Source organism: Streptomyces sp. NPDC033229, from assembly GCF_055576875.1.
This window is the reverse complement of record NZ_JBVIQR010000058.1, coordinates 1-26,061: the sequence shown is the minus strand read 5'-3', so window position 1 is coordinate 26,061 and position 26,061 is coordinate 1. Positions and strand designations below refer to the sequence as shown.

Below are 26,061 nucleotides of genomic sequence, written 5' to 3'. Positions count from 1 at the left end.
TTCCCGTCTGTCCGAGGGTTTTGTGCCGACAGGTTTGTTTTGTTTTACCCCCACCCCAACCCACCCCGTCCGGCGATTGAGGACGCGCCCGCAGGGCGCTCACCGCCGCAGGCGGCAACGACGCGCCGCAGTCGAAGAATCGCCCGTATGACGGACGGCCGTGTTTCCCGTCACCCCGCACTTGTAGGGTGGCGGGGATCCAGCCGGACGACGGGGTCCGGCCTCCAGGCCCCTGTTGCGAAGGTTCCCTGTCATGCGCATTGGTGTACTCACCTCCGGCGGCGACTGCCCCGGACTCAACGCCGTCATCAGGTCCGTCGTGCACCGAGCCGTCGTCGACCACGGCGACGAGGTCATCGGCTTCCACGACGGCTGGCGGGGTCTGCTGGAAGCCGACTACCGCAAGCTGGACCTGGACGCGGTGGGCGGCATCCTGGCCCTCGGCGGCACGATCCTCGGCTCCTCCCGGGTACAGCCCGCCCAGTTGCGCGACGGCGTCGAGCGGGCCAAGGGCCATGTGGCCGATCTCGGTCTGGACGCCGTCATCCCGATCGGCGGCGAGGGCACCCTGAAGGCGGCCCGGCTGCTCTCGGACGCCGGACTGCCCATCGTGGGCGTCCCCAAGACCATCGACAACGACATCGCGTCGACCGATGTGACCTTCGGTTTCGACACGGCCGTGGGCGTGGCCACGGAGGCCCTGGACCGGCTCAAGACCACCGCCGAGTCACACCAGCGGGTGCTGATCGTCGAGGTGATGGGACGGCACACCGGGTGGATCGCCCTGCACTCGGGCATGGCTGCGGGCGCGCACGCCATCGTCGTGCCGGAGCGCCCCTTCGACATCGACGAGCTGACGAAGGTGGTCGGGCAGCGCTTCGACGCGGGCAAGCGGTTCGCGATCGTGGTGGTCGCGGAGGGCGCCAAGCCGCGCGAGGGCACGATGGCCTTCGACGTCGGCGCCACGGACGTCTACGGCCACGAGCGGTTCGCCGGTGTGGCCCGGCAGCTGGCCGTCGAGCTGGAGGGGCGCCTGGGCAAGGAAGCACGACCGGTGATCCTCGGCCATGTGCAGCGCGGCGGTACGCCCACGGCGTACGACCGGGTGCTGGCCACGCGGTTCGGCTGGCACGCGGTGGAGGCGGCGCACCGGGGAGCATTCGGGATGATGACCGCCCTGCGCGGTACGGACATCACGCTGGTGCCGCTGGCGGCGGCCGTCGAGCACTTGAAGACCGTGCCGCAGGAGCGGTACGCCGAGGTCGAGTGCGTGTTGTGAGCTGACCCTCACGCGTTTCCCGGCAGCTCCCGGGGCGTGCGCGCGACAGCCGCCCCCGGCCGGAGTCCCGGCCGGGGGCGGCTCTACTCTGGTCCCGGCGCATTGGTGCGAAATGGGAGAGAGCGGATGGATCACAGCGGGCACGGCATGATGATGGATCTGCCGCCGTTCACCCTGCGACGGGGTCTGGAGTTCAGCGGCGATCCGTTCTTCATGATCAGCTGCTTGCTGGGGCTGGGCCTGTACGGCTGGGCCGTGGTGCGGCTGCGGCGGCGGGGTGACGCGTGGCCGGTCGGCCGTACGGTCGCCTTCGTGCTCGGTGTGCTGACGGTCGCGGTGGTGATGTGCACCAAGCTCAACGAGTACGGCATGGTCATGTTCAGCGTGCACATGGTGCAGCACATGGTCATCAGCATGCTCTCGCCGATCCTGATCCTGCTCGGCGCCCCGGTGACGTTGGCCCTGCGGGCGCTGCCGGCGGCGGGGCGCGGGCGCAAGGGGCCGCGCGAGTGGCTTGTCGCGCTGCTGCACAGCCGCTACATGCGGATCATCACGCACCCGGCGTTCACGATCCCGCTGTTCATCGCGAGCCTGTACGCGCTGTACTTCACCCCGCTCTTCGACTTCCTGATGGGGAGCAAGGCCGGGCACATCGCGATGATGGTGCATTTCCTCGCCGTGGGTCTGGTGTTCTTCTGGCCGATCATGGGCGTCGACCCGGGTCCGCACCGGCCGGGATATGTGATGCGGATGCTGGAGCTGTTCGCCGGGATGCCCTTCCACGCGTTCTTCGGTATCGCGCTGATGATGGCCTCGGAGCCGATGATCGGCACGTATCTGCACCCGCCGGCCTCGCTGGGCATCGATCCGCTGTCGGACCAGCAGGCGGGCGGCGGCATCGCCTGGGCGTTCAGCGAGATCCCCTCGGTCGTGGTGCTGATCGCGTTGGTGTACCAGTGGTACCGCTCCGACCAGCGCCAGGCACGGCGCTCGGACCGGACGGCGGACCGCGACGGTGACAAGGAGCTGGCGGCCTACAACGCGTATCTGGCCTCGCTCCGCACACGGGAGCAGTGAGCGGCCGGCGACAGCGGTATGGCGGTACGGACCGCGGCCGGGAGACGATGGTCTCCTGGCCGCGGTCCGCGCGTTCACGCCTGTCGGTATCGACGTCGGGGCCGCCGTGAGGAGGTGCGGGGCATGCCCGGATCGACGAAGACGATGGCGGGGCTGACGGTGGGCGGTCTGGTCGTGGTGACCGCCTATTCGGTGACTCTCGGCAGCAACGGCTGGCTGTGGTTCACCTGGGTGGTGCTGATGCTGGTGACCCTGGGGGCCCTGGCGGCCCGGGGCTCGTGAGGGGCTCCCGGACAGGCCCTAGAACCGGAAGACGTGTCCGGTCGCGGACTCGAGGGCGCAGGCGTTGGGGAAGGTCTTGCGCCAGTTGACGGCACGGCCGTGCCAGGTGCCCTCGGCGCCGGCGGTGACCGGGTCGTACTCGCGCGTGCACAGGTGCCGGTCACCGGTCAGGGCGCCGGGGTCGCCGTGGGCCCGGGTCAGGTCCGCGCAGGCCTCGCGCGCGTGGGGGTGGTGGCCCGGGCCCGGGCAGGCCAGCCGGACACCGCGGATCCAGGTGTCCCGGGCGCCGGAGACGGTCAGGAAGAGCCGCCCGTGACCCGGCTCGTCGGCGTCTGCCGGGGCCAGGGGGAGGACGGTCAGCGCGGCGGCCGTCGCCACGACCACGGCGGTACGTACGGACATCGGTGCCTCCTGGGGCGCGGGCGCGGGGATGCCCCCGTCCAGGCCACCCGGCCGGGCCCGTGACGGCAAGCGGCCGCACCGGCCGGTAGGCCGGTTGGCGGCACCTGATCACCTGGTCGGCGGCGCGTCACGGCTACCGGCCCCGCACCGCCGACTCACCGACCAGGGCGGCCTTCGCGAGGGTCTTCGCTCCGCGGGGGCGTTGACGCCTCCGGAGGAACGAGCCGGGCCCCGGTCTCCCCTCGTTCTGAGGGGAGACCGGGGCCCGGTCTCGCGTCGTCGTCGCCCGCCTTACTTGGCGGCGGCGGCCTTCGGCGGCTCGGGGGTGGCGTGCGGGGCGCACGTCACGTCCTTGGCGTCGAGCTTGCCGTCGACGAGGTAGGCGTCCACCCGGTCGTTGATGCACGGGTTGACCAGACCGACGACGCCGTGCGAGCCGGCGCCCTTCTCGGTGATCAGACGCGAGCCCTTGAAGCGCTTGTGCAGCTCGACCGCGCCCACGTACGGCGTGGCGGCGTCACGGTCGCTCTGAACGATGAGCGTCTGCGGCAGACCCTTGTGCGTGGCGACCTCGAGGGGGGTGCCCTGCTTGGACTTCCAGGTGGCACACGGCAGGTTCATCCAGGCGTTCGCCCAGGTCATGAACGGCGCCTGCTGGTGGATACGGGTGTTGTCCCGGTCCCACTTCTTCCAGCTGGTGGGCCACTTGGCGTCGGCGCACTCGACCGCGGTGTAGACGGCGTTGCCGTTCTCCTTGGCGGCGTTGCCGACGGTGTCGGACAGGTCCGGGCCCGCCGCCTCGACCAGGGCCTTCTCGTCACCGGCGAGGTACTTGCTCCAGGTCTCGGCGACCGGGACCCACGCGGAGTCGTAGTACGCGGCGTCCTGGAAGAAGCTGATCAGCTCGGCCGGGCCGACGACCCCGCCGATGGGCTTCTTCTTGGCGGAGGCGCGCAGCTTCTCCCACTGCTTCTGGACCTTGGCCTGGGTGTTGCCGAGGTGGAAGACGCCGTCGTGCTTGGCGACCCACTTCGTCCAGTCCTTGAAGCGGCCCTCGAAGGCGACGTCCTGCTCGAGGTTGGCGTCGTACCAGATGTTGTCCTGCGCGGGGTTGACGACGCTGTCGACGACCATGCGGCGGACGTGGCTCGGGAAGAGCGTGCCGTAGACGGCGCCGAGGTAGGTGCCGTAGGAGACGCCCAGGAAGTTGAGCTTCTTCTCACCGAGGGCGGCGCGGACGACGTCCACGTCACGGGCGGTGTTCATCGTGGTGAGGTGCGGGAGCAGCTTGCCGCTGCGCTCGTGGCAGCCGTCGGCGTACTCCTTGGCCTTCTTGCGCTCGGCGCGCTTGTCGGCCTCGCTGTCGGGCACCGGGTCGGCCTTGGGGGCCGACACGAACTTCTGCGGGTCAACGCAGGAGATCGGGGCGGAGTGGCCCACGCCGCGCGGGTCGAAGCCGACGAAGTCGTACGCCTTCGACGTCTTGGTCCACAGCGGGTTCTTGGTCGTGACCCGCCGCGGGAACTTCATGCCGGAGCCGCCGGGGCCACCGGGGTTGTACAGGAGGGCGCCCTGGCGCTCGCTCGCCTTGCCGGTGGAACGGACCCGGTCCACCGCGATCTCGATGGTGCGGCCGTTCGGCTTGGTGTAGTCGACGGGGACGGTGACGAAGCCGCACTGGATCGGCTTCTCCAGGCCCCAGGCGGCAGGACAGTCCTGCCACTTGATGCCCTTCTTCGCCGCCTTGGCGGCGGCGATCTGCACGCCCTTCGCCTCGGCCGCGCCGCCCGGTACCCGCTCGCCGGCGTCGGCCGCCGGTGCGGCCAGGAGCCCGGCGACGAGTGCGGCCGTCACCGCGGTGCCGGCCGCACCGAATATTGCTGTAGGTCTCACGTGGTTTTCCCCCTGCTGATGCGCCGCGTACGCACGCGACGATGATCACGGAGCTGCAGGGGGATCCTTTCGCCTCCATTGCCACAAAGGACAGGTCGCACGGACGTTCTTTACTAATCTGTAAGGATGACGAAAGCCGGGGTGACACCTGTGTCGCCGACAGCCCCCGGTTCACCAAAACGCCCGTATCCCGTCATCTCCGTCGAAGACGGTCGCAAGTCCCGCGTCCAGCAGCCCGCGTAGCCGCAGCGCGTCCGGGGCCACCGCGCTCACCACGACGGCGGGCCCGGCGAGCGGGGTGAGCGCGGCGGTCGCACCGAGGAGTCGGGGCCGCACCGGGTGTTCCTCGAAGGCCGGATCCACGACGAGGAGTTGCCCGACGGCCCGGTGCCCGCCCAGCACGGCACCCCCGTCCCAGCCGGGCACCCCGGGCCCGTACGTCAGCTCCTGGTCGAACAGCGGACGGCCCGCGCGGCGCACGGTCAGCCGGGCGGCCAGCCGTCCGGGGTCCTCGCCCACGCGGCCGAGCACCTGCTCCTCGCGGAGCACCAGCCGGGCCGTCGGGGCGAGTTCGACGCGGGTGGTCGTCCGCAGGTCGCTGCCCCGGGCGGAGATCAGCTGTTCGGGGAGCCAGCGCAGCGTGGCGCCGTCACCGACGTGGATCCGGGTGTCGTACGCGGCGGGCGCACCGGTGCGCCCGGGCAGGGCGATGGTGGCGGCGGTGGTCGAGAACCGCAGGGCGGCGCCGTCCGCCACCTCCACGGTGAGGCCGAGCAGATCACCGCCGAGGGGCGCGCTCATGGCCCCCACGAGCCGCACATGGGCCTCATGCCCCTGCGGCCGCAGCCTGCGCAGCGCGAACGGCCCCGCGCCGTCGAGCACGGGCAGCCCGGTGCCGCCCCTGCCGTCCGGGGCCGCGACGACGTGCGCCGCGGCCCGCAGCCCGGCGTCCGCCACGGGATCTGCGGCGGCGGACGTCACGGCGAGACCGTGGCCCAGCCGGCCAGCCGCTCGCGCACCCAGTCGGACACCGGGCGCACGCCGCCCTCGGCGACGAGCGAGGTGAAGAGGACGGGGAGATCGCCGCGTTGGGCCTTGGCGTCGCGGGCCATGCCCTCCAGATCGGCGCCGACGTAGGGCGCGAGGTCGGTCTTGTTGACGACGAGCAGGTCCGCGGTGGTCACCCCGGGGCCGCCCTTGCGCGGGATGTCGTCGCCGCCCGCCACGTCGATGACGAAGATCTGCGCGTCGACGAGCCCCTTGGAGAAGGTGGCGGTGAGGTTGTCGCCACCGGACTCCACGAGAACGAGGTCGAGCGGCCCGAGGGCGTCCTCCAGATCCTCGACGGCTTCGAGATTGGCGGAGATGTCGTCACGGATCGCGGTGTGCGGGCAGGCCCCGGTCTCGACGGCGGTGATCCGCTCGGGCGGCAGCACGGCGTGCCGCAGTAGGAATTCGGCGTCCTCGCGGGTGTAGATGTCATTGGTGACGACGGCGATGGACAACTCGTCGCGCAGCAGCCGGCACAGCGCGGCCACGGTCGCGGTCTTCCCGGACCCGACGGGCCCGCCGAGACCGATCCGCAGGGCGCGGCGGGTGCCGTCGGGGCGGTGCGGGTCCGCTGCGCTGTAGGTGTGGCGGTGGGGGTAGGCGTCGGGGTGGTCGAGATGCATGTTTCCTCCGGAGGTTCGGTGGTCGACCGCGCTGCGCGCGGCGTCCTCAAGCGCCGGACGGGCTGGACATTCCGCCGGTCCGGCGAGACATCCAGCCGCGGTGGCTGGGGAAGTTCGATGACCGGGGTCCGGGGCGGACCCCCGGTTGCTTACGAGGCGAACAGCCGCACAGGCCACGCCGCGTGCTGCTCGGCGGCGATGTCGAGCAACGGCGCTGCCGGGGCCGGGAGCGCGTCAAGACCCTCGTACGCGGCGCGCCGCGCCGCCCCCGCGGCCTCGTGCGCGACCCGGTCGAGCGCGGGCGCGAGTCCGGCCAGTACGGCGGTCGCGGCGAACGGGTCCAGGCTCAGCAGCCGCACGGCCGCCGTGGCCGGTCCGCTGACCGCTTCGTATCCGGCGGCGTACGCGGCGTCCAGCGGGGTGAGCCCGGCCGCGCGGGCGGCGAGGCCGAGCACCACGGGCTGGTGGGCGCCGCGCGGCCGGGCGGCGGCGAGGGCGTCGAGGCCGGGTGACGGCCAGGCCGCGCGTGCGGCGCGCATCAGCTGGCGGCCGAGCCTGCGCGCGGCGGCGCGCAGGGCGGGTGAGGGGGTGCGGGCGTCGGCCGCGTCGTCGAGGTCGAGCGGGTCGAGTCCGGCCGTCGCGGCGGCGGCCAGCCCGGCCGCGGTGAGCCCGGCGGTGTGCAGCCGCCCGCGGCAGAACGCCTCCAGCGTGGCCGCGTCGCGGATCCGCCCGGCCTTGACGGCCGCCTCGGCCCCGCCGGAGTGCGCGTGGCCCCCGGCGGGGAACCGCCCGTCGGCGAGGACGAGCAGGGCGGCGCGGGCGGCGGGCGGCCCCGCGGCACCCGGAGCGCAGGGAGGGGTGTCCATGGTCAGAAGAGGAAGTAGCGCTGGGCCATCGGCAGTTCCGCCGCGGGCCGGGGGTCCACGGGGTCGCCGTCGATGGTGACGGTGAAGGTGTCGGGGTCGACTTCGACATGCGGGCGGGCGTCGTTGTTGCGCATGTCGGCCTTGCCGACGCCACGCGTGTCCCGGATCGGGACGAACCTCTTGCCGAGGTCCAGCCGTTCGGGGAGTCCGTCGTCGAGGGCCCACTGGGTGACGAAGTTCAGGGAGTTGGCGGCGGGGGCGCGGCCCGTGGCACCGAACATGGGGCGCGGCAGGACCGGTTGCGGGGTGGGGATGGAGGCGTTGGCGTCGCCCATCTGCGCGTAGGCGATCTGGCCGCCCTTGATGACGAGCTGTGGCTTGACGCCGAAGAACGCCGGGTCCCACAGCACCAGGTCGGCGAGCTTTCCGGTCTCGACGGAGCCGATCTCGTGGTCCAGCCCTTGGGCCACGGCCGGGTTGATGGTGTATTTGGCGACGTAGCGGCGGGCCCGCGCGTTGTCCGCCGGGCCGTCGCCTGGGAGGGCGCCGCGCCGCTTCTTCATGACGTGCGCGGTCTGCCAGGTGCGCAGCACGACCTCGCCGATGCGTCCCATGGCCTGGGAGTCGGAGGAGATGATCGAGATCGCGCCCAGGTCGTGCAGGAAGTCCTCGGCGGCGATGGTACTGGGCCGGATGCGGGACTCGGCGAAGGCCAGGTCCTCGGGGACGGCCGGGTTGAGGTGGTGGCAGACCATCAGCATGTCGAGGTGTTCCTCGACGGTGTTGACGGTGTGCGGCCGGGTGGGGTTGGTGGAGCTGGGCAGGACGTTGGGCTCGGAGACGACGGTGATGATGTCGGGTGCGTGGCCGCCGCCCGCGCCCTCGGTGTGGTAGGCGTGGATGGAGCGCCCGGCGATGGCGGCGAGGGTGTCGCCGACGAAGCCGGCCTCGTTGAGCGTATCGGTGTGGATGGCGAGTTGGGCGCCGCTCTCCTCGCAGACCCTCAGACAGGCGTCGATGGCGGCGGGGGTGGCGCCCCAGTCCTCGTGGATCTTGAAGCCGACGGCGCCCGCGCGCAGTTGGGCGCGCATGGAGTCGTAGCTGACGGTGTTGCCCTTGCCGAGCAGTCCGATGTTGACGGGGTACCCCTCCATCGCCTCGAACATCCGGGCGAGGTGCCAGGAGCCGGGGGTGATGGTGGTGGCCTTGCTGCCCTCGGCCGGGCCCGTCCCGCCGCCGAGGAGTGTGGTGACACCGGAGGCGAGGGCCGCGTCCACGGACTGCGGGCAGATGAAGTGGACGTGGGCGTCGATGCCGCCGGCGGTGAGGATCTTGCCGTTGCCCGCGATGATCTCGGTCTCGGGGCCGATGACGAGGTCGGGGTGGACACCGTCCATGGTGTCGGGGTTGCCGGCCTTGCCGATGCCGGTGATCCGGCCGTCGCGCAGACCGACGTCGGCCTTGACGACGCCCCAGTGGTCGAGGACCACCGCACCGGTGATGACGGTGTCGGGGGCGCCCTCGGCGCGGGTGACGCGGGACTGGCCCATGGACTCGCGGATGACCTTGCCGCCGCCGAAGACCGCCTCGTCGCCGGCATGGCCCGGCCCGCCGGAGCGGTCCTCCTCGATCTCCACGAGGAGGTCGGTGTCGGCGAGCCGGATCCGGTCACCGGTGGTCGGCCCGAAGAGATCGGCGTAGGCGACGCGGCTGAGCTCAGACATCGAGGGGGCCTCCGCACTCGCCGCGCAGGCCCTCGACGACACGCTTGCCACCGATGGGCACGAGGCCGACCTCGACGGGTATGCCCGGCTCGAAGCGCACAGCGGTACCGGCGGCGATGTCGAGGCGCTTGCCGTGGGCGGCCGCCCGGTCGAAGTCCAGGCCCGGGTTGGCCTCGGCGAAGTGGTAGTGCGAGCCCACCTGCACGGGCCGGTCGGCGGCGTTGAGGACGGTGAGGCGGGTGAGGGGGGAGCCCTGATTGAGGCGCACGGGCTCGGCGGCGTGCAGGATCTCTCCGGGAATCATCTGCGCGTCTCCCCCGGTCATCCGATGGGCTCGTGGACGGTGACGAGCTTCGTGCCGTCCGGGAAGGTGGCCTCGACCTGGACGTCGGGGATCATCTCGGGGATGCCGCTCATGACCTCGTCACGGGTGAGCACCTTGCGTCCGGAGGACATCAGCTCCGCCACGGTGCGACCGTCCCTGGCGCCTTCGAGGACGTGCGCGGTGATCAGCGCGACCGCTTCGGGGTGATTGAGGAGCAGCCCGCGCGCCCTCCGCCGCTCGGCCACGTCGGCGGCCACATGGATGAGCAGGCGTTCCTGTTCATGCGGGGAAAGTTGCATGCGTCCCACCTCACTGAAGAACCAGGACCTCCCTACCGAACACCGTGGAGGCACACCTGAGTTCTACACACTGTTGACCTGGGGTTCTTCTCCCGAAGGCCTGGGATTGCAGATTAGGGCGCAAGCTTTTCCCACGTGTTAACTGACTCTTTGCAAAGCCGTGGCCAGAGGTCACGGCGGTCGGCCGTGGCCCTCAGTGCCGCGGGGGCAGGTCGGGCCGCCGGTACTCGGCGGCGAGGCCGAACCGGCTCCGGTCCTCGGGCGCGGACGGCAGGGTGTGCACGGCGGAGACCGTGCTGATCACCTGCTCCTCGGCCTCGGACTCCGCCCCGGCCTCACTCTCTTCGAGCCGTTGCAGATCAGCGGCGGACACCAGGGCGACCAGCGGCTTCCCGTGGCGCGTGACGACCACCCGCTCGCCGCCGTAGACCACGCGGTTGATCAGCTCCGCCAGCTCGGCGCGGGCTTGCGTCACAGGAATTTCGTAGGCCATGCCCACCAGCTTAATTGCCTGCCCCGATGTCCGCGGGATCCCTGAAAAGCAGGGAAATACCAGGTCAGAGGCTTCGGGCCGGCACTCGCCCGCAAAGCCCTGGCACCTTGCGGACCGGCCACCCGCTTCCCGGCCCCACCCGGGAAGCGTTCAGCTCATGCTGTGCGCCCCATGACTCACACGAGTTCGGGTTGCGGTTCCGGCTGCCGCAGCGGTGCCGCCTTCGGTTCCCACAGCTTGGTGATCCGCTGGTAGCCGTAGATCACTGAGCCCATCGCCAGAAGAAGAAGCGGCCCGAAGACCCACGGATATTCGGCCATCTCCATCGACAGATAGCGATACGACAGCAGAAGCGCGGCGAAGACCGTGGTGCCGTACGTGACCAGCTGGATTCCCGACCGGTCCCAGCCACGGTCGAGCGCACGCAGCGCCGCCTCGATCGTGAACGCGAACACCGCACCGGCGACGATGTCCGCGCCGTAGTGGTAGCCGAATCCCAGCGTCGCGCCGAGGGTGGCGATCAGCCAGAACGTGCCCGCGTACCGCAGAATTCGTGGGCCCGTGCGGGAATGAATGAAGATCGTGGTGGCCCACGCCGTGTGCAGGCTGGGCATGCAGTTGCGCGGGGTGATCTCGTCGAACGGCATCTGATGCGGGGCAGTGATCGGCGGCGGCGTGTTCGGCCACAGATCGGCCACCGCCCAGTGCCCGCCGTCGGCGCCGTAGGCGAAGATCGGTCCGACCACCGGGAAGATCATGTAGATGGCCGGCCCGAGGAGGCCGATCATCAGAAAGGTGCGCACCAGATGGTGACCCGGGAAGCGGCGCTCGGCCGCCACGTGGCGCAGCTGGTACAGCGCGACGACGACCGCGGCCACCGCGAGCTGAATGTAGACGTAGTCGAGGACATGCTCGCCGACCGTGCCGGTGGCCTCGACGATCCGGCCCGCCAGCCACGACGGGCTGCCCAGCGCGTGATCGGCGGTCGCCACGTACTGGTCGAGCACATCCGGGCGGGTCTTCGACGTGATGAGCAGCCAGGTGTCGCCGGTTTTACGGCCGGCCACCAGCAGCAGGCCCAGCCCGACACCCTTCAGCAGCAGGACACGTTCGCGGCCGGTGCGGCGCGTGACAGCGATGACCGCGCAGCCCAGAATCACCCACAACGCGCCGTTGCCGAACATCATCTTGGCGTCGACCGCCCACCGCACCAGAAAGAAGGCGATGTCGATGCCGACCGCGGCAGCAGCCGCGATGAACCGTTGCCGCCAGGTGAGCACCACCATCATCAACGCCATGCTGGCGTACAGCAGCGGCCCTGACTTGGGGGCGAGCACCACCTCTTTCGCCTGGTTGGTCATCGGCCCGGGCAGGCCGTACCCACGTGCGGCGATCTCCAGTGCGATGAGGAATCCGAGGCCCACCACAACCACCGTGGCCCAGAGGATCACCCGCGGTTGACGCCACTCGACGGACGCAATTCTGCGGTTTATTCGCGAGAACAACCGTGCTGCTATAGATATCAATTGTTTGGCCGATTTGTTAGACGTTAGCTAAATAAAGCGACCCTCCGCGCCGGATGCCAGGATTTTCCGGTGAAGGACGGGTGTGACGGCAATCGTCGTGATCTCGAACATGCTATCGGAGTGGTGCGGGTGGGTCTCGTCGGTCACGGCACGCCCGGCGGGCACCGCGTCGCGATCAGGGATTCGGCCGGCGCGCGAGCCGAGAACTCCGGCGCCCTGGGCCTCAGCCGTTGGCCAGGGTGCGGTCGAGGAGGGGGAGCAGGCGGTCCCAGTGGCGCCGCAGCGCGGAGGGATCGAACGCGTCGGTGTCGGCCATCGTGAAACCGTGGGTGGTGCCGGGGTAGATCTCGGTGGTGTAGGCGACACCCGCGGCATCCAGGGCCTGGTTGAGCTCGCTGATGGTCTCGGGCGTCATGTCGTTCTCGGCGAGGCCGAGGTGGACCTGGGCGCCGAGCTCGGGGATGCCGCGGTGCGGGCTGTCGGGCGCGTCGGTGACCAGGAAGCCGGGGTGGAATCCGGCGACGGCGGCCACCCGGTCGGGGTGGGCCGTCGCGGTGCGCATCGCCAGGGCGGCGCCCATGCAGTAGCCGATCACCGCGACCGGTCCGGCACCGACCTCGGGCTGGGCGGTGAGGAAGCCGAGGTAGGCGTCGGCGTCGCGCAGGACCCGTTCGGTGGTGTGCGCCTCGACCAAGGGCATCAGCCGGTCGATGACAGCGGGCCGGACCTCTTCTCCGATGTGTTCGGGAAGTTCGATCACCGGTGCGGGGCCGTGCCGGTAATAGAGGTGGGGGACGAGCACGTAGTACCCGTGCCCGGCGAGCTCGCGGGCCATCTCCTTCAGCACGGGCCGCAGACCGAAGGCATCCGCGTACAGCAGCACCCCCGGGTGCCGCTCGCCATGGTCGGGGAACGCGGCGAAAGCGTCGGCCTGGCCGTCCGCGGTGGGAATCTCCAGCGTCTTGGTGGGCATGGCGGATCATCCTTCCTTGGACCGAGGCCCGCGCACAAGGCACGCCCAGAGCGAAACCGCGTCCGATCCATTGCCGCACCGAGCCCCGCTGGGCCATGCTCACTCCAACGATCTGTACGTCCTGTACATTTTTTACGGATGGGGAGTGCCGCCATGCACCGACTCACGGCCCGCTATGTCCTGCCCGAGTTCACCGAGCGCACGAGCACCGGCGCCCGCACCATGGACCCGTACTCCAAGCTGCTGTCCGAGCGCATCGTCTTCCTGGGCACACCGATCGACGACACCTGCGCCGGCGATGTGATCGCGCAGTTCATGTACCTCGAACACGCGGCCCCCGAGCAGGACATCTCGCTCTACATCAACTCCCCCGGCGGCTCCTTCTCCGCCATGTGCGCCATCTACGACACGATGCGCTACATCGGCTGCGACGTGGAGACGATCTGCCTGGGCCAGGCCGCCTCGTCCGCCGCCGTACTGCTCACCGCCGGCACCCCGGGCAAACGACTGGCGCTGCCGAACGCGCGGATCCTCATCCAGCAGCCGTCCCTCAGCGAACCGGTCCAGGGCCAACCCTCCGATCTGGAGATCCAGGCGGGGGAGATGTCGCGCAGGCGCGACACGCTGGCGGCGATGCTGGTGCGGCACACGGGACAGAGCGTGGAGCGGGTCGACCGGGACATCGAGCGGGACACGGTCTTCGACGCCGAGGCCGCGGTGGCGTACGGGCTGGTCGACCGGCTCACCTCGAGCCGCAAGGGCCCGGGCGTCTCGCTCGGCGCGAGGTGAGCCGCGATGTGGCCACCCCAACTGCCACCCCTGCCCGCCCTGACCCGCGCCGAGGGCGAGTTGGTGGACCGGTATCTGGAAGTACTGGATCTGCTGGGCCGGATCAACCCGGCCCGCGCGCATGACACGTACGCCGGACTACGGGCGGCGCAGGCTCTCGTGGTCGCGGCGGCGGGACTGCGCGACGCGTTGACGCTCATGCACGAGCGAGGCGAACGCGAGGTGCACACCGGAACACTCGCGCGGGCGATGCTGGTCCTGGACGGGGAGCGGCGGGCCGCACGGGTCACCATGCCGCCGAACACGCCGGGCTGATGAGCCCGGACGCGCGCCGGAACGACCGGCTGGGCGACACGTCAACGCGATCTCCCGCAGACAGCGGACCCTGCGTAGACATCGCGCAGTGATCGATCCGAGCCGTGCGCGCACGATGCGATCGCGGAGATCAACTCGCCGCAGGTGAACGGCTCAACAGGGTTGAGCAGTGGGCGTCAAACCGTCCGGTGTCCACCCGAACACGCCAGAGGTGACCAGGCTCACATATCACCGGATCCTCTCAGAATCCGTGCCGCGGCTGCGCCAAGATCCAGGCGACGACAAGACCCCGCCACCGCGGCGGGGCGGTCCGGGCGGACGCCGAATCCTGCCGCCGCCCGGATGACTGGTCGACACGAGTGCATCGGCAGGAGTGGAGGACCCGATTACGGCGGGACGACCGGCACCACTGGTCGCCCCTTGGGGTGAAGCCGCCTCGGCGGCCGGGCATCTTCGCCTGCCCGAACCCGACAGGTCATCCTTCATAGGCGGCAGACGAAGGGTTGCGTATGGCCGCGCACAAACGACCAACGAAGTTCTCCAGGGCCAAGGCCGCCTCGGCCCTCACCCTCGCAGCCGTCGGCGCCTCGGTGCTGGTGCCCGGCGGTTCGCCCGACGCCGAGGCCGCGAACGTCTCCACCCTCGCCCTGCGGATAGCGGAATCGAAGCAGGGCGCTCCCTATCAGTGGGGCGCGACAGGACCGTACAGCTTCGACTGCTCGGGGCTGACGCAGTACTCGTACAAGCGGGTCGGCAAGCAGCTGCCCCGCACCGCCGCCGCCCAGTACAACCGCGTCCGCCATGTGCCCGGCTCCGCCCGCCAACGCGGGGACCTGGTGTTCTTCCACTCCGCCGGCGGCGTCTATCACGTGGGCATCTACGTCGGGAGCGGCAAGATCCTGCACGCTCCCAAGACCGGCGCGGTCGTCCGCCACGAGCGGATCTGGACCAGAAGCGTCAGTTACGGCCGCGTGAACTAGAGCGTGCGGCGGTGGCGTGCCACGGCCGCCCCCGCCACCTTCCTCGCCTCCCTGTGCGCCGACGCGGCAACGGGTGTGTTCCCACCCGCCGACGGCGGACACGACTGTGGTGCCGCGGCCCCTCGTTCGCGACGCGGGGCCGCCGGCGCCGACCGGGCACACGGTCGCCTTCACCGGCAGCGATCCGGAACGGGTAAGGGCGCGCCTGCCCGCCGGTGACCTGCCCGAGCCGCTCGACCCGCCTTGTCCGCGAGCACTGTGCGATCACGGTGCGAGCCCCCGGGCCGGGTGGTGGACCCCTCGGCCTCCTCGCGGACGGGGTCCACCGCCCGGCCCACAGCCGCGCGGGGCGGTCAGGGCACGGGCACGGTCCAGGGCAGACAGATCCAGACCGTCTTGCCGCCGTCGGCCGTCGGGGTGACCGACAGTCTGCCGCCGCGCTCGGCGGTCAGACAGCGGATGATGACCATGCCGCGGCCGTTGTCCTGCTGGACGGCGGCGGGGAGCCTTCTCGGATAGCGGGGGTGACTGTCCGTGACGCCGATGCGCAGCTGCTCCTCCCGGTCGAGCCGGACGTCCACGGTGAAGGTGGGCGACTGGCCGCGGGTGTGCTGCACGGCGTTGGTGGCGAGTTCGGAGACGATCAGCCGCACCGTGTCGGCGTCCTCGGTGCCGTCCGCCAGCCCCCATTCCGCCAGTACACGCGCGACATAGCGGCGCGCGTCGGACACCGAGGCGGGGGCGCTCGGCAGGGTTACGGTTGCTTCCTGGTGATCCGCCATGGCGCTGCCCCTTTCCTACCGAGGCCGGACTCCGACGCGTGACGCGGGGAACTGACGCGGTGACGTCGGGAGCGGTCTCGGACGGCTCTTCGTCACAGAGTGCCACCGTCGGCGTCCGAGAGTGAGCGATCCACCGGAAAATGCATATATCTGTCGCTCGAAGCGGTGAACTCTGCCGGGAGCGACCGCATTTGGGGGGCGCGCTGGTCTATTGACACTGACGTATGGATGTGGACGTGTTCACCTTGGCCGAAAGGGAATACCCATGCGCTACGGACCCGCGGTGCGTCGACGCAAGCTCGGCGCGGAGCTGCGCCGCCAGCGTGAACTGGCCGAGCTGACCAGCCGGGAGGCGGCCTGCGCGGTGGGCTGGCACCAGTCGAAGGTGAGCCGGATCGAGACGGGCTGCAGTGGCGTGAAGCCTTCGGACGTCGCCCTGTTGCTGGATGCCTACAAGGTGACCGACCCGGAACTGCGCGCACTGCTGGGGGCACTGTGCGGCGCGGGATCGGCGGATCCGGGTGAGGGCGCGGGGGCGCGGCGGGGCTGGTGGTACGCCTACCGCGACCGGCTGCCGGCCGCCTATCTCGACTTCATCAGCCTGGAGTCCGAGGCCTCCCATCTGCGCACCCTGGAGACCACGGTGGTGCCGGGGCTGCTGCAGACGCCGGAGTACGCGCGCGCGGTGACCCGCGCGGCGCTGAACGACCCGCCTCCGGAGCAGGTCGAGGAGTTGGTGCGGGTGCGGATGGCCCGCCAGACGGTGCTGCGGGGCGAGCGTCCGCTGGAATTGTGCGCGGTGCTGGACGAGGCGGTGCTGCGCCATGAAGTCGGCGGCCGGGAGGTGATGGCGGGGCAGCTACGGCACCTGGTGACCACGGGGCACATGCGGCATGTGCGACTGCATGTGCTCCCGTTCTCCGCCGGCAGCCATATCGGCATCACCGGCCCTTTCGTTATTTTCTCATTTCCGCGCATCGCAGATCTGGATGTGGTGGTTCTCGACCACTTGACGAGTAGCCTCTACCTGGAGCGGAAAGAAGACCTCCGGGCGTACGGTTCCGCTTTCGCCACCCTGCGGACCCGCGCCCTCTCGCACGAGAACTCGTTGGATTACATCGCCGGGCTCCATGACGGCGTGTGAGGAGGCACCATGCCCGCAATGCCTCGCTATGTCCCTTCCCTCTCAGCTCTGCGTGCCGCGACATGGCGGCGCAGCAGCTACAGCACCGGAATGAACAACTGCGTCGAGATGTCCCCGCTCGGTCCGGACCTGCTGGCCGTACGGGATTCCAAGCGCGCGGCCGGCCCCGTCCTGTCGTTCTCGCCCGCCGCGTGGTCCTCGTTCGTGGGAGACCTCCGCGGCGGTGGCCTCGGCCGCCGCCGCGGGGCCGACCGGTCCGATGGGGCCACCGCCACCAGGAGTTGAGCGTCAGGCGGTCGGCGCGGTCCGCAGGACCGTGTCGGCCGCCTCCTCGATCTGCCGGTCCGTGAGGTCCGCGCGCGCCGTCAGCCGCAGCCGCGAGACACCATCGGGCACGGACGGGGGCCGGAAGCAGCCGACCGCGAGTCCGGCGGTGCGGCAGTCGGCCGCCCAGCGCACGGCGGCCTCCGGTGAGGGGGCCCGCACGGACACCACCGCCGCGTCGGGCCGTACCGCCGTCAGCCCCGCCGCCGTCACCCTCCGGTGCAGCTCGGTGGCGACGTACCGCACCCGGGCCGCGCGCTCCGGTTCGCGGCGCAGCACCTCGAGGCTCGCGAGCGCGCCGCCCACCGCCGCCGGGGCGAGACCGGTGTCGAAGATGAACGTGCGCGCGTGGCTGACGAGGTGCCGGATGACACGGGCGGGGCCGAGGACCGCACCCCCCTGGCTGCCCAGCGACTTCGACAGGGTGACCGTGGCGACGACGTCCGCGTCCCCCGCCAGACCCGCCGCGTGCACCGCGCCCCGGCCCCCCTCGCCGAGGACACCGAGTCCGTGCGCGTCGTCCACCAGCAGTGCCGCGCCGTGCTCCCGGCACGCCTCGGCGAGCGCGGCCAGCGGTGCGGCGTCGCCGTCCACGGAGAAGACGGAGTCGGTGACGGCGAGGGCCCGGCCCTCGTGCGCCTCCAGCGTCTTGCGGAACGCTTCCGCGTCGGCGTGCGGGACGACGGCCGTCTCGGCGCGGGCGAGCCGGCAGCCGTCGATGAGCGAGGCGTGGTTACCGGCGTCGGAGACGACGAGGGGCACCGACGGGGACGTACCGGACAGCTTCGGCGGTCCGCACAGGGCGGTGACCGCGGCGAGGTTCGCGGCGTACCCCGAGGAGAAGACGAGCGCCGCCTCGAATCCGCAGAACGCGGCGAGGCTCTCCTCCAGCCGGGCGTGCAGGGCGGTGGTGCCGGTGACCAGCCGGGAGCCGGTGGCCCCCGCGCCCCAGCGGCGGGCCGCTTCGGCGGCGGCCCCGGTGACCTCGGGGTGACGGGTGAGGCCCAGGTAGTCGTTCCCGGCCAGATCGATGAGCGGCGAGTCGGCGGCCCGCGGCCGTAGGGTCCGTACGAGCCCGGCGGCCAGTCGCCGCTCGTACTCCGCGTCGATCCAGTCGAACGGATCCTGGGGCATCGGCCGTCCTTCGCGTTCTGTGGGGTTTGCATAGAACGTAGCCGCCGGGGGCCCTGGTCAGGGTGTGGCAATACACACACATGAATCGGCCCCCGTTGTGCGATCTCTACCTTGGCCGGAAGTGGTGCCGTAGGCGAGGATCGGCGCCATGGACCTGCTGAACACGCTGGTGGACAAGGGGTTGCGGCGGGAGCTGCCGACCCGCGAAGAGGCGCTCGCCGTACTGGCGACCACCGATGACGACCTGCTCGATGTGGTGGCCGCGGCGGGCAAGGTGCGCCGCCGGTGGTTCGGACGGCGGGTGAAGCTGAACTACCTCGTCAACCTCAAGTCCGGGCTCTGCCCCGAGGACTGCTCGTACTGCTCGCAACGGCTGGGCTCCAAGGCCGAGATCCTCAAGTACACCTGGCTCAAGCCGGACGACGCCTCGAAGGCGGCGGCCGCGGGCGTCGCCGGCGGGGCGAAGCGGGTCTGCCTGGTCGCCAGCGGGCGCGGCCCGACGGACCGGGACATCGACCGGGTCTCGAAGACCATCGAGGCGATCAAGGAGCAGAACGAGGACGTCGAGGTTTGCGCGTGCCTCGGGCTGCTGACCGACGGACAGGCCGAGCGGCTGCGGGCCGCCGGTGCCGACGCCTACAATCACAACCTCAACACCTCCGAGGCGACGTACGGCGACATCACCACCACGCACACCTTCGCCGACCGCGTCGACACCGTGCAGCAGGCCCAGGCGGCGGGGATGTCCGCCTGCTCCGGGCTGATCGCGGGCATGGGCGAGAGCGACGCGGACCTGGTGGACGTGGTCTTCGCGCTGCGCGAGCTGAACCCGGACTCGGTGCCCGTCAACTTCCTCATCCCCTTCGAGGGGACCCCGCTGGCCAAGGAGTGGAACCTCACCCCGCAGCGCGCGCTGCGCATTCTGGCGATGGTGCGGTTCGTCTGCCCGGACGTGGAGGTACGGCTGGCGGGCGGCCGCGAGGTGCACCTGCGGTCGATGCAGCCGCTCGCGCTGCACCTCGCCAACTCGATCTTCCTCGGCGACTATCTGACCAGTGAGGGCCAGGAGGGCAAGGCGGACCTCGACATGATCGCGGACGCCGGCTTCGAGGTGGAGGGCACCGGCACCACGACGCTGCCCGCGCACCGGGCCGACGCGGTGGCGTCCGGCTGCGGCGGGCACGGGGGCGGCGGCTGCGGTCCTTGCGGGGACGGCGACGCGGGTAAGGCCGCCGAGGCCACGACCACCCCGGAGGCAGAGATTCCGGCTCCGGCCGGTGAGCCCCGCGCGGACGCCGGCGAGGCCCGTACGGACCTGGTCGCCGTCCGTCGTCGCGGCGCCGGCACGGAACTGCCTCCCAATGCCTGAGCCGCTCACCGCGGGCGAGTTGCTCGCCCTCGACAAAGAGCACGTCTGGCATCCGTACGGTCCGATGCCCGGCCGGGTCGATCCGCTGGTCATCGAATCCGCGTCGGGGGTGCGGTTGCGGCTCGCCGAACCGGTCGACGGCGTGGCCGAGTTGATCGACGGCATGTCGTCGTGGTGGTCGGCGGTCCACGGCTACAACCACCCGGTGCTCAACGAGGCGGCCCAGGCGCAGCTGGGGAAGATGAGCCATGTGATGTTCGGCGGGCTCACCCATGAGCCCGCCGTGCGGCTCGCCACCCGCCTGGTGGAGATCACCCCGGAACCGCTGCGCCACGTCTTCCTCTCCGACTCCGGCTCGGTGTCGGTCGAGGTGGCCGTGAAGATGTGCCTCCAGTACTGGCGTTCGGTCGGCAGGCCGGGCAAGCAGCGGCTGCTGACCTGGCGCGGCGGCTACCACGGTGACACCTGGCAGCCGATGTCGGTGTGCGACCCGGACGGCGGCATGCACGCGCTGTGGTCCGGTGCGCTGCCGCGCCAGATCTTCGCCGACGCGCCACCCACCGGCTTCGACGCCGAGCCCGACCCGGCGTACGTCGCGCACCTGCGGGAGCTCGTCGCACGGCACGCCGACGAGCTGGCCGCGGTGATCGTCGAGCCCGTGGTGCAGAACGCCGGCGGCATGCGCTTCCACTCCCCCGCGTATCTGCGGGTGCTGCGGGAGGCGTGCGACGAGCACGGCGTGCTGTTGATCTTCGACGAGATCGCCACGGGTTTCGGCCGCACGGGCCCGCTGTTCGCCTCGGAACACGCCGGCGTCTCCCCCGATGTGCTGTGCCTGGGCAAGGCGCTGACCGGCGGATATCTCACGATGGCCGCGACGCTGTGCACCTCGCGGGTGGCGGAGGGGATCTCCCGGGGCGAGGTGCCGGTGCTGGCGCACGGCCCGACGTTCATGGCCAACCCCTTGGCCGCCGCGATCGCGAACGCCTCGATCGACCTGCTGCTCGCGCGGGACTGGCGGACGGACGTCAAGCGGATCGAGACCGGACTGCGCGAGGGCCTGGCCGACGCGGCCGAGCTGCCGGCGGTACGGGAGGTGCGCGTGCTCGGCGCCATCGGAGTGGTCGAGCTGGACCACGACGTGGACATGGCCGCGGCCACACGGGCCGCGGTGCGGGCGGGCGTATGGCTGCGCCCGTTCCGCAACCTCGTGTACACGATGCCGCCCTACATCACGGAGGACGAGGACGTGGCCAGGATCTGCGCGGGCGTCCGGGCGGTCGCGGCGGCGGGGTAGCCCCAGCGGGCCGGGGGCGGGGACGTGTCCCGCCTCCGGTCGGCCCGTCGGAACACATCGCTCACGAAGAACGGCGGCGGACGCCGGAAGACGCCGGCTCCGCGCCGGCGGTCGACCGGTTCACCAAGCCGCCGACCAGCACACCGCGCTGCGCGCGCGGCGAACGGAGGCAGGGAATCATGTCCGTACTCGTCGTCACCGGCACCGGGACCGAGGTCGGCAAGACCGTCGTGACCGCGGCGGTCGCGGCCGCGGCGGTGGCCGCCGGCCGCTCCGTGGCCGTGCTCAAGCCCGCACAGACGGGCGTCACGGCACAGGAGCCGGGGGACGTCGCGGAGGTCGAGCGGCTGGCGGGGGCGGTGACGGGGCTCGAACTCGCCCGCTACCCCGAGCCGTTGGCGCCGGCGACGGCCGCCCGCCGGGCCGGCCGTGCGCCCGTGCGCCCGAAGGAGATCGCGCAGGCGGCGGCCCGTCTGGCCGAGAGCCATGATCTGGTGCTGGTCGAGGGCGCGGGCGGGCTGCTGGTCCGGCTGGACGAGGCGGGCTCGACGCTCGCGGACGTGGCACAGCTGCTGGACGCGCCGGTGCTCCTCGTCGCCCAGCCCGGCCTGGGCACGCTCAACATCACCGCGCTCACGGCCGAGGCCCTGCGCTCGCGCGGCCTGCGCTGCGAAGGCGTGGTCATCGGCAGCTGGCCGGCCGCGCCCGACCTCGCCATGCTCTGCAACCTCACCGACTTCCCCGAGTCGGCGGGAGCCCCCTTGTTGGGAGCCGTCCCCGAGGGCGCGGGCGCCCTCCCCCCGGCCACCTTCCGTACCGCGGCCCCCGGCTGGCTGGCGCCGGAGCTGTCCGGCGGCTGGGACGCGGGGCGCTTCGCGTCCCAGCACCACTGAGCGGCCCTGAGCAGCTCCGAGCGGGCCTGATCGCCACCACCCGCCGCCCCACCCCAAGGAGGCGGCGCGGCGACGGTGGTGGCGGCTTCGACCGGGGAAGAATCGCGGTAGCCGTCGTATCCCCGGGAAGGGGTGTGTCATGCCGCGGAACACCAGAACGCCGCACGACGCCGTGCACCATCCGTTGTTCGCGCGGGTGTACGCGAAGCTGAGCCCGGTGGCCGACCGGCGGGCCGGAGTGGCCGCGCACCGGCGGGAGTTGCTGGACGGGCTGTCGGGGCGGGTCCTCGAGATCGGCGCGGGGAACGGGCTGAACTTCTCGTACTACCCGGGGACCGTCTCCGAGGTCGTGGCGATCGAGCCGGAGCGGCTGCTCCGGCGGCTGGCAGTGGAGTCCGCCGTGCGCGCCGGGGTGCCGGTGGACGTGGTGCCGGGGGTGGCGGAGGCGCTGCCGGTGAAGAGCGAGGCGTACGACGCGGCGGTGGCGTCGTTGGTGCTGTGTTCCGTGCGGGATGTGCGGCGGGCCCTGGCGGAGTTGCGCCGGGTGTTGCGGCCGGGCGGTGAGCTGCGGTTCTTCGAGCACGGGCTGGCGGAGGGGCGGGGGCAGGCGACCGTGCAGCGGGCGCTGGACCGGACCATCTGGCCGGCGCTGTTCGGCGGCTGTCACACGGCGCGGGACCCGCTGGCCGAGATCGAGGCGGCGGGGTTCGAGCTGGGTCCGTACCGTCGGCTGCGGGTACCGGCGGGCAGAGTGCCGTCGCCTTCTTCGACCTGTGTGCTGGGGGTGGCCAGACGCCCGCGCGAAAGCGACGGGAGGTGACCGGCGGCTGATCGGCGCGGGGCCCCGGGCCGTGCGGTCCGACGGGCGGCCGCCGCCCGGAGCTCCGGCGCGCCCCGCCGCGCCGGCCGGTCGCGGCAAGGAGATCGCGGAGCGGGTGCGCGTCCGTCGCGAGCCGTTCGGCCGCCGGTCTTCCACCGCTCTGGAGCTTCAGCCGGACGACGTCGTCCCGGTGCTCGAAGCGCCGCGCGGCACCTGACCGGATGGCGAAACGTGTTCGACACCGCATCCCGGCCGGTGATGGGATCGCCGCCATGAGCGATCTTCATATCCGGGCCGCGGCGCCCTCGGAGCTCGACGCCGTGCTGGCCTTCTGGAAGGACGCCGCCGAGGGGACCAGCATCAGCGACGACCACGCGGGCGTGTCCCGGCTTCTCGACCGGGACCCCGAGTCGCTGCTGCTGGCCGAGCACGACGGCGAGCTGGCCGGCACGGTGATCGCCGGCTTCGACGGCTGGCGGTGTCATCTCTACCGGCTCGCCGTCCACCCCCGTCACCGCCGCCGGGGCGTGGCGAGCGCGCTGCTGGCGGCCGCCGAGGAGCGCTTCGTCGCGCTCGGCGGCCGCCGTGGGGACGCGATGGTGCTGGAGCGGAACGACGCCGCGCACCATGCGTGGCGCGCGGCGGGCTACGTCCGCGAGCCGCAGTGGAGCCGCTGGGTCAAGCCGCTCGATGCCACTGGGACCGCACCGCTTTGCTGATCCTTTACCATTGACTGGTCAAACTGACCTTCTCGGTCCTTCTTCACCGCAACCACGAGCTGCACCGAAACCACGAGCCAACGAAAGGTGTGAGCGTCCAGCCATGGGCGAGCCTCCCAGTAGTCCCCGGAGTCGACATCGCGCGATCCTCCCGCCCCTGCCGGATCATGGGACGGAGGTGAACCGATGACCGAAGTACTCCTCCTGCTGGTCGCCCTGCTGCTGACACTGGCCTGTGCCGTCTTCGTCGCGGCCGAGTTCTCCCTCACCACCGTCGAGCGGGGCGAGCTGGAGCGGGCCGTCGAGAAGGGCGAGCGCGGCGCCGAGGGCACGCTCAAGGCCGTGCGCGGCCTCACCTTCCAGCTCTCCGGTGCCCAGCTGGGCATCACCGTCACCGGTCTGATCATCGGCATGATCTCCAAGCCGTCGATCGCGGCCCTGCTCACCGGCCCGATGAAGGCGCTCGGCCTGGCCGCCTCCGTGGCGTCCTCGACCGCCCTGGTGCTGGGCACCGTGATCTCCACGGTGGTGCTGATGGTCGTCGGCGAGCTCGTGCCGAAGAACTGGGCGATCTCCCGGCCGCTGCCGGTGGCGAAGCGGGTCTCGGGTCCCCAGCGCGCGTTCAGCGCGGCGTTCCGGCCCCTGATCACCCACCTCAACAACACCGCCAACCGCACGCTGTACCGGATGGGTCTGGAGCCGGCCGAGGAGCTGGCCACGGCGCGCTCACCCCAGGAGCTGGTCGCGCTCGCCCGGCACTCCGCCAAGGAGGGCGCGCTGGAGGCGGACACCGCTGAGCTGTTCGTGCGGACGCTGAACCTCGCCGAACTGACGGCGGAGAACGTGATGACGCCCCGCGTCCAGGTCACCGCGCTGGGCGCGGAGACCACGGCCGAGGACGTCGCGAACGCCACCCGGGCGACCGGACTGTCCCGCTTCCCCGTCTACCGGGGCAATCTCGACACGGTCGTCGGCATCGCCCACATCAAGGACGTCCTCGCGATACCCGCCGAGCGGCGCCCGCACCACCCCGTCGCGGCACTGCTGCGCGAGCCGCTGCTCGTGCCGGAGTCACTGACGGTGGACCGGCTGCTGGACCGGCTGTCGGCCAAGCGCAGCATGGCCGTCGTCATCGACGAGTACGGCGGCACGGCCGGCGTGGTCACCCTGGAGGACATCATCGAGGAGGTCGTCGGCGAGGTGCGCGACGAGCACGACCCCGTCGAGATCCCCGACCTCGCCCCGGCGGGGCAGGACGCCGCGGGCCGCGAGCTCTACGACGCGGACGGCGCGGCGCGTACCGACCAGCTGGAGGCCATCGGCCTGCGGGCGCCGGACGGCCCGTACGAGACGCTGGCCGGGCTGGTCGCGACCGAGCTCGGCCGGATCCCGGCCGAGGGCGACACGGTCGAGGTGGCGGGCTGGCGGATCGACGTGGTCGACGCCTCCGGCCGCCGCGCGGCGCGGGTCCGGCTGACGGCTCCGCCGCCGGACCCGGGCCCCGAGCCCCGCGGCGGACCCGGCCTCGACTCCGCGACAGGCGGCGGATCCCGATCCCGCACCCGTAGGGAGGCCGGCCGATGACCGCCGTCCAACTGCTCATCGGCCTGGCGACGCTGGTCGTCAACGCCTTCTTCGTCGGCGCTGAGTTCGCCCTGATCTCGGTGCGCCGCAGCCAGATCGAACCGTACGCCGAGCGCGGTGACCGACGTGGCCGCAGTGTCCTGTGGGGCCTGCGGCACATCTCGGCTCTGATGGCCGCGGCCCAGCTCGGCATCACGCTGTGCACCCTGGTGCTCGGCGTGGTCGCCGAACCGGCGATCGCCCATCTCCTGGAGCCCGTCTTCCACGCGGTCGGCATCCCGCCCGGGCTGACCCACCCGGTGTCGTTCGTGATCGCGCTGGCCGTGGCGACGTATCTGCACATGCTGTTCGGCGAGATGGTGCCGAAGAACATCGCCCTCGCCGAACCGGTGCGCACCGCGCTGCTGCTCGGCCCGCCGCTGGTCACCCTCGCGCGGGCGCTGCGCCCGGTGGTGTTCGCCATCAACCAGCTGGCGAATTCGCTGCTGAAGCTGTTGCGGGTGGAGCCGAAGGACGAGGTCGCGGCGACCTTCTCGGACGATCAGCTCGCCCGGATCGTCGCCGACTCCAGCGCGGCGGGCCTGCTGGACGCCCGGGCCACCGAGCGGCTGCGGGACGTGCTGGAGCTGGGCTCCCGCCCGGTCCAGGACGTCGTGATGCCGGTCGAGCGGGTCGTCTCCGCCCCCTTCGGCATCACCCCCGAGGGGCTGGAGCGGCTCTCCGCGGAGTCGGGGTTCTCCCGCTTCCCGGTGGTGGACAACGCGGGCCGGATCACGGGCTATCTGCATGTGAAGGACGCGCTGGACGCCGAACCGCGCGACGTCCCCTTCCCGCGTCGCCGGATGCGCCCGATCGCCCAGGTGCGGGCGGCCACCCCGCTGGACGACGTGATCACGGCGATGCGCGGCACCGGCACCCATCTCGCGGCCGTCATCGGCGCGGACGACCGGCTGGCCGGACTGGTCACGCTGGAGGACGTACTGCGCGAGCTGGTGGGCCAGCGGCCCTAGGGTGTGTCCGCAAAGTCGCGCCTGGCCCGCGACGCCTGGCACGCACGCTCGCTGCGTTGTCGGGCTCGCCCGAGTACGCCCAGTACGAG

The 26,061-nt window shown here is 71.6% G+C and carries 29 protein-coding genes and 1 riboswitch; of the genes, 16 read left to right on the top strand and 13 right to left on the bottom strand.

The genetic code is table 11. The features are described 5' to 3' along the window. Nucleotides 1-253: 253 nt before the first annotated feature. The 3 genes from ACZ53N_RS32170 to ACZ53N_RS32160 all read left to right on the top strand — a co-directional run bounded on the left by ACZ53N_RS32170 (nucleotide 254) and on the right by ACZ53N_RS32160 (nucleotide 2,638). Complete coding sequence (locus ACZ53N_RS32170; RefSeq protein WP_469144340.1) at nucleotides 254-1,279, top strand: 6-phosphofructokinase; 1,026 nt, start codon at nucleotides 254-256, stop codon at nucleotides 1,277-1,279. Nucleotides 1,280-1,405: 126 nt separating this feature from the next. Continuing rightward, on the top strand, nucleotides 1,406-2,356 hold the full coding sequence (locus ACZ53N_RS32165) for a cytochrome c oxidase assembly protein (RefSeq protein WP_469144339.1): 951 nt from the start codon (nucleotides 1,406-1,408) through the stop codon (nucleotides 2,354-2,356). A gap of 123 nt (nucleotides 2,357-2,479) precedes the next feature. After that, nucleotides 2,480-2,638, top strand: coding sequence for a hypothetical protein (locus ACZ53N_RS32160; RefSeq protein ID WP_469144338.1), 159 nt, complete (start codon nucleotides 2,480-2,482; stop codon nucleotides 2,636-2,638). An 18-nt stretch (nucleotides 2,639-2,656) separates the two neighbouring features. Here ACZ53N_RS32160 and ACZ53N_RS32155 read toward each other — a convergent pair whose 3' ends face one another. From ACZ53N_RS32155 to ACZ53N_RS32105, 11 genes are all read right to left on the bottom strand, one after another. Further along, a complete protein-coding gene (locus ACZ53N_RS32155) occupies nucleotides 2,657-3,040 on the bottom strand; it encodes an SSI family serine proteinase inhibitor (protein WP_469144337.1) in 384 nt (127 codons plus the stop codon). Nucleotides 3,041-3,331: 291 nt separating this feature from the next. After that, entirely contained in the window at nucleotides 3,332-4,933 is a 1,602-nt protein-coding gene (locus ACZ53N_RS32150) for an alpha/beta hydrolase (RefSeq protein ID WP_469144336.1), read from the bottom strand. A gap of 171 nt (nucleotides 4,934-5,104) precedes the next feature. Beyond that, complete coding sequence (locus tag ACZ53N_RS32145; RefSeq protein WP_469144335.1) at nucleotides 5,105-5,914, bottom strand: urease accessory protein UreD; 810 nt, start codon at nucleotides 5,912-5,914, stop codon at nucleotides 5,105-5,107. Further along, the gene (ureG, locus tag ACZ53N_RS32140; protein ID WP_469144334.1) at nucleotides 5,911-6,606 is read right to left on the bottom strand and encodes an urease accessory protein UreG; all 696 of its coding nucleotides are present in this window, start codon (nucleotides 6,604-6,606) and stop codon (nucleotides 5,911-5,913) included. Before ureG ends, ACZ53N_RS32145 begins: the two co-directional genes overlap by 4 nt. A gap of 149 nt (nucleotides 6,607-6,755) precedes the next feature. Next, nucleotides 6,756-7,472, bottom strand: a complete 717-nt coding sequence (locus ACZ53N_RS32135; protein WP_469144333.1) for an urease accessory protein UreF — start codon at nucleotides 7,470-7,472, stop codon at nucleotides 6,756-6,758. 2 nt (nucleotides 7,473-7,474) lie between these two features. Then, entirely contained in the window at nucleotides 7,475-9,196 is a 1,722-nt protein-coding gene (locus ACZ53N_RS32130) for an urease subunit alpha (RefSeq protein WP_466900246.1), read from the bottom strand. After that, complete coding sequence (locus ACZ53N_RS32125) at nucleotides 9,189-9,500, bottom strand: urease subunit beta (RefSeq protein ID WP_184736981.1); 312 nt, start codon at nucleotides 9,498-9,500, stop codon at nucleotides 9,189-9,191. Before ACZ53N_RS32125 ends, ACZ53N_RS32130 begins: the two co-directional genes overlap by 8 nt. Before the next feature lie 17 nt (nucleotides 9,501-9,517). Beyond that, nucleotides 9,518-9,820: an urease subunit gamma gene (locus ACZ53N_RS32120; RefSeq protein WP_469144332.1), complete on the bottom strand. Its 303-nt coding sequence runs from the start codon at nucleotides 9,818-9,820 to the stop codon at nucleotides 9,518-9,520. 193 nt (nucleotides 9,821-10,013) lie between these two features. After that, the gene (locus ACZ53N_RS32115; protein ID WP_469144331.1) at nucleotides 10,014-10,313 is read right to left on the bottom strand and encodes a type II toxin-antitoxin system Phd/YefM family antitoxin; all 300 of its coding nucleotides are present in this window, start codon (nucleotides 10,311-10,313) and stop codon (nucleotides 10,014-10,016) included. A 176-nt stretch (nucleotides 10,314-10,489) separates the two neighbouring features. Continuing rightward, complete coding sequence (locus ACZ53N_RS32110; protein ID WP_469144341.1) at nucleotides 10,490-11,794, bottom strand: phosphatase PAP2 family protein; 1,305 nt, start codon at nucleotides 11,792-11,794, stop codon at nucleotides 10,490-10,492. Nucleotides 11,795-12,062: 268 nt separating this feature from the next. Further along, nucleotides 12,063-12,812 (bottom strand): dienelactone hydrolase family protein, encoded by a 750-nt coding sequence (locus ACZ53N_RS32105; protein WP_469144330.1) that lies wholly within the window; start codon nucleotides 12,810-12,812, stop codon nucleotides 12,063-12,065. A gap of 153 nt (nucleotides 12,813-12,965) precedes the next feature. Here ACZ53N_RS32105 and ACZ53N_RS32100 point away from each other — a divergent pair, with 153 nt between their 5' ends. From ACZ53N_RS32100 to ACZ53N_RS32090, 3 genes are all read left to right on the top strand, one after another. Further along, nucleotides 12,966-13,601, top strand: coding sequence for an ATP-dependent Clp protease proteolytic subunit (locus tag ACZ53N_RS32100; protein WP_469144329.1), 636 nt, complete (start codon nucleotides 12,966-12,968; stop codon nucleotides 13,599-13,601). Nucleotides 13,602-13,607: 6 nt separating this feature from the next. Continuing rightward, nucleotides 13,608-13,916 carry a hypothetical protein gene (locus ACZ53N_RS32095; RefSeq protein WP_469144328.1) on the top strand — a complete coding sequence of 103 codons (309 nt, stop codon included), beginning with the start codon at nucleotides 13,608-13,610 and terminating at the stop codon, nucleotides 13,914-13,916. A gap of 319 nt (nucleotides 13,917-14,235) precedes the next feature. Next, nucleotides 14,236-14,421, top strand: a riboswitch (cyclic di-AMP (ydaO/yuaA leader). Nucleotides 14,422-14,425: 4 nt separating this feature from the next. Next, nucleotides 14,426-14,896 carry a C40 family peptidase gene (locus ACZ53N_RS32090; protein WP_469144327.1) on the top strand — a complete coding sequence of 157 codons (471 nt, stop codon included), beginning with the start codon at nucleotides 14,426-14,428 and terminating at the stop codon, nucleotides 14,894-14,896. 353 nt (nucleotides 14,897-15,249) lie between these two features. Here ACZ53N_RS32090 and ACZ53N_RS32085 read toward each other — a convergent pair whose 3' ends face one another. Next, nucleotides 15,250-15,678, bottom strand: coding sequence for an ATP-binding protein (locus tag ACZ53N_RS32085; protein WP_130876563.1), 429 nt, complete (start codon nucleotides 15,676-15,678; stop codon nucleotides 15,250-15,252). A 265-nt stretch (nucleotides 15,679-15,943) separates the two neighbouring features. Here ACZ53N_RS32085 and ACZ53N_RS32080 point away from each other — a divergent pair, with 265 nt between their 5' ends. Further along, complete coding sequence (locus ACZ53N_RS32080; protein ID WP_469144326.1) at nucleotides 15,944-16,822, top strand: helix-turn-helix domain-containing protein; 879 nt, start codon at nucleotides 15,944-15,946, stop codon at nucleotides 16,820-16,822. A 9-nt stretch (nucleotides 16,823-16,831) separates the two neighbouring features. Next, nucleotides 16,832-17,107, top strand: a complete 276-nt coding sequence (locus ACZ53N_RS32075) for a DUF397 domain-containing protein (protein ID WP_469144325.1) — start codon at nucleotides 16,832-16,834, stop codon at nucleotides 17,105-17,107. A gap of 3 nt (nucleotides 17,108-17,110) precedes the next feature. On the opposite strand, the gene ACZ53N_RS32070 is transcribed toward ACZ53N_RS32075, so the two are convergent. Continuing rightward, nucleotides 17,111-18,280 carry an 8-amino-7-oxononanoate synthase gene (locus ACZ53N_RS32070; protein WP_469144324.1) on the bottom strand — a complete coding sequence of 390 codons (1,170 nt, stop codon included), beginning with the start codon at nucleotides 18,278-18,280 and terminating at the stop codon, nucleotides 17,111-17,113. Nucleotides 18,281-18,428: 148 nt separating this feature from the next. Here ACZ53N_RS32070 and bioB point away from each other — a divergent pair, with 148 nt between their 5' ends. The 8 genes from bioB (at nucleotide 18,429) to ACZ53N_RS32030 (ending at nucleotide 25,972) form a co-directional block, all read left to right on the top strand. After that, complete coding sequence (bioB, locus tag ACZ53N_RS32065; RefSeq protein WP_469144323.1) at nucleotides 18,429-19,649, top strand: biotin synthase BioB; 1,221 nt, start codon at nucleotides 18,429-18,431, stop codon at nucleotides 19,647-19,649. Next, nucleotides 19,642-20,946, top strand: a complete 1,305-nt coding sequence (locus ACZ53N_RS32060; protein ID WP_469144322.1) for an adenosylmethionine--8-amino-7-oxononanoate transaminase — start codon at nucleotides 19,642-19,644, stop codon at nucleotides 20,944-20,946. Before bioB ends, ACZ53N_RS32060 begins: the two co-directional genes overlap by 8 nt. 179 nt (nucleotides 20,947-21,125) lie before the next feature. Continuing rightward, on the top strand, nucleotides 21,126-21,839 hold the full coding sequence (bioD, locus tag ACZ53N_RS32055) for a dethiobiotin synthase (RefSeq protein WP_469144321.1): 714 nt from the start codon (nucleotides 21,126-21,128) through the stop codon (nucleotides 21,837-21,839). Nucleotides 21,840-21,978: 139 nt separating this feature from the next. Beyond that, entirely contained in the window at nucleotides 21,979-22,659 is a 681-nt protein-coding gene (locus tag ACZ53N_RS32050; protein ID WP_469144320.1) for a class I SAM-dependent methyltransferase, read from the top strand. A 31-nt stretch (nucleotides 22,660-22,690) separates the two neighbouring features. Further along, a complete protein-coding gene (locus ACZ53N_RS32045; RefSeq protein WP_469144319.1) occupies nucleotides 22,691-22,876 on the top strand; it encodes a hypothetical protein in 186 nt (61 codons plus the stop codon). Nucleotides 22,877-22,931: 55 nt separating this feature from the next. Further along, nucleotides 22,932-23,378 (top strand): GNAT family N-acetyltransferase, encoded by a 447-nt coding sequence (locus tag ACZ53N_RS32040; RefSeq protein WP_469144318.1) that lies wholly within the window; start codon nucleotides 22,932-22,934, stop codon nucleotides 23,376-23,378. A gap of 186 nt (nucleotides 23,379-23,564) precedes the next feature. Then, nucleotides 23,565-24,962 carry a hemolysin family protein gene (locus tag ACZ53N_RS32035; protein WP_469144317.1) on the top strand — a complete coding sequence of 466 codons (1,398 nt, stop codon included), beginning with the start codon at nucleotides 23,565-23,567 and terminating at the stop codon, nucleotides 24,960-24,962. Then, a complete protein-coding gene (locus ACZ53N_RS32030) occupies nucleotides 24,959-25,972 on the top strand; it encodes a hemolysin family protein (protein WP_469144316.1) in 1,014 nt (337 codons plus the stop codon). The genes ACZ53N_RS32035 and ACZ53N_RS32030 overlap by 4 nt, the downstream gene beginning before the upstream one ends. The last annotated feature ends 89 nt before the right edge of the window (nucleotides 25,973-26,061 follow it).

Excerpts from the sequence above, each read along its gene's own strand:
- ACZ53N_RS32080 (WP_469144326.1), top strand. The coding sequence starts at position 15,944 with ATGCGCTACGGACCCGCGGTGCGTCGACGCAAGCTCGGCGCGGAGCTG.
- ACZ53N_RS32030 (WP_469144316.1), top strand. The coding sequence starts at position 24,959 with ATGACCGCCGTCCAACTGCTCATCGGCCTGGCGACGCTGGTCGTCAAC.
- ACZ53N_RS32165 (WP_469144339.1), top strand. The coding sequence starts at position 1,406 with ATGGATCACAGCGGGCACGGCATGATGATGGATCTGCCGCCGTTCACC.
- bioB (WP_469144323.1), top strand. The coding sequence starts at position 18,429 with ATGGACCTGCTGAACACGCTGGTGGACAAGGGGTTGCGGCGGGAGCTG.
- ACZ53N_RS32115 (WP_469144331.1), bottom strand. The coding sequence starts at position 10,313 with ATGGCCTACGAAATTCCTGTGACGCAAGCCCGCGCCGAGCTGGCGGAG.
- ACZ53N_RS32070 (WP_469144324.1), bottom strand. The coding sequence starts at position 18,280 with ATGCCCCAGGATCCGTTCGACTGGATCGACGCGGAGTACGAGCGGCGA.
- ACZ53N_RS32050 (WP_469144320.1), top strand. The coding sequence starts at position 21,979 with ATGCCGCGGAACACCAGAACGCCGCACGACGCCGTGCACCATCCGTTG.
- ACZ53N_RS32105 (WP_469144330.1), bottom strand. The coding sequence starts at position 12,812 with ATGCCCACCAAGACGCTGGAGATTCCCACCGCGGACGGCCAGGCCGAC.
- ACZ53N_RS32160 (WP_469144338.1), top strand. The coding sequence starts at position 2,480 with ATGCCCGGATCGACGAAGACGATGGCGGGGCTGACGGTGGGCGGTCTG.
- ACZ53N_RS32100 (WP_469144329.1), top strand. The coding sequence starts at position 12,966 with ATGCACCGACTCACGGCCCGCTATGTCCTGCCCGAGTTCACCGAGCGC.
- ACZ53N_RS32085 (WP_130876563.1), bottom strand. The coding sequence starts at position 15,678 with ATGGCGGATCACCAGGAAGCAACCGTAACCCTGCCGAGCGCCCCCGCC.
- bioD (WP_469144321.1), top strand. The coding sequence starts at position 21,126 with ATGTCCGTACTCGTCGTCACCGGCACCGGGACCGAGGTCGGCAAGACC.
- ACZ53N_RS32075 (WP_469144325.1), top strand. The coding sequence starts at position 16,832 with ATGCCCGCAATGCCTCGCTATGTCCCTTCCCTCTCAGCTCTGCGTGCC.
- ACZ53N_RS32135 (WP_469144333.1), bottom strand. The coding sequence starts at position 7,472 with ATGGACACCCCTCCCTGCGCTCCGGGTGCCGCGGGGCCGCCCGCCGCC.
- ACZ53N_RS32125 (WP_184736981.1), bottom strand. The coding sequence starts at position 9,500 with ATGATTCCCGGAGAGATCCTGCACGCCGCCGAGCCCGTGCGCCTCAAT.
- ACZ53N_RS32040 (WP_469144318.1), top strand. The coding sequence starts at position 22,932 with ATGAGCGATCTTCATATCCGGGCCGCGGCGCCCTCGGAGCTCGACGCC.
- ACZ53N_RS32170 (WP_469144340.1), top strand. The coding sequence starts at position 254 with ATGCGCATTGGTGTACTCACCTCCGGCGGCGACTGCCCCGGACTCAAC.
- ACZ53N_RS32095 (WP_469144328.1), top strand. The coding sequence starts at position 13,608 with ATGTGGCCACCCCAACTGCCACCCCTGCCCGCCCTGACCCGCGCCGAG.
- ACZ53N_RS32060 (WP_469144322.1), top strand. The coding sequence starts at position 19,642 with ATGCCTGAGCCGCTCACCGCGGGCGAGTTGCTCGCCCTCGACAAAGAG.
- ACZ53N_RS32130 (WP_466900246.1), bottom strand. The coding sequence starts at position 9,196 with ATGTCTGAGCTCAGCCGCGTCGCCTACGCCGATCTCTTCGGGCCGACC.
- ACZ53N_RS32155 (WP_469144337.1), bottom strand. The coding sequence starts at position 3,040 with ATGTCCGTACGTACCGCCGTGGTCGTGGCGACGGCCGCCGCGCTGACC.
- ureG (WP_469144334.1), bottom strand. The coding sequence starts at position 6,606 with ATGCATCTCGACCACCCCGACGCCTACCCCCACCGCCACACCTACAGC.
- ACZ53N_RS32120 (WP_469144332.1), bottom strand. The coding sequence starts at position 9,820 with ATGCAACTTTCCCCGCATGAACAGGAACGCCTGCTCATCCATGTGGCC.
- ACZ53N_RS32035 (WP_469144317.1), top strand. The coding sequence starts at position 23,565 with ATGACCGAAGTACTCCTCCTGCTGGTCGCCCTGCTGCTGACACTGGCC.
- ACZ53N_RS32090 (WP_469144327.1), top strand. The coding sequence starts at position 14,426 with ATGGCCGCGCACAAACGACCAACGAAGTTCTCCAGGGCCAAGGCCGCC.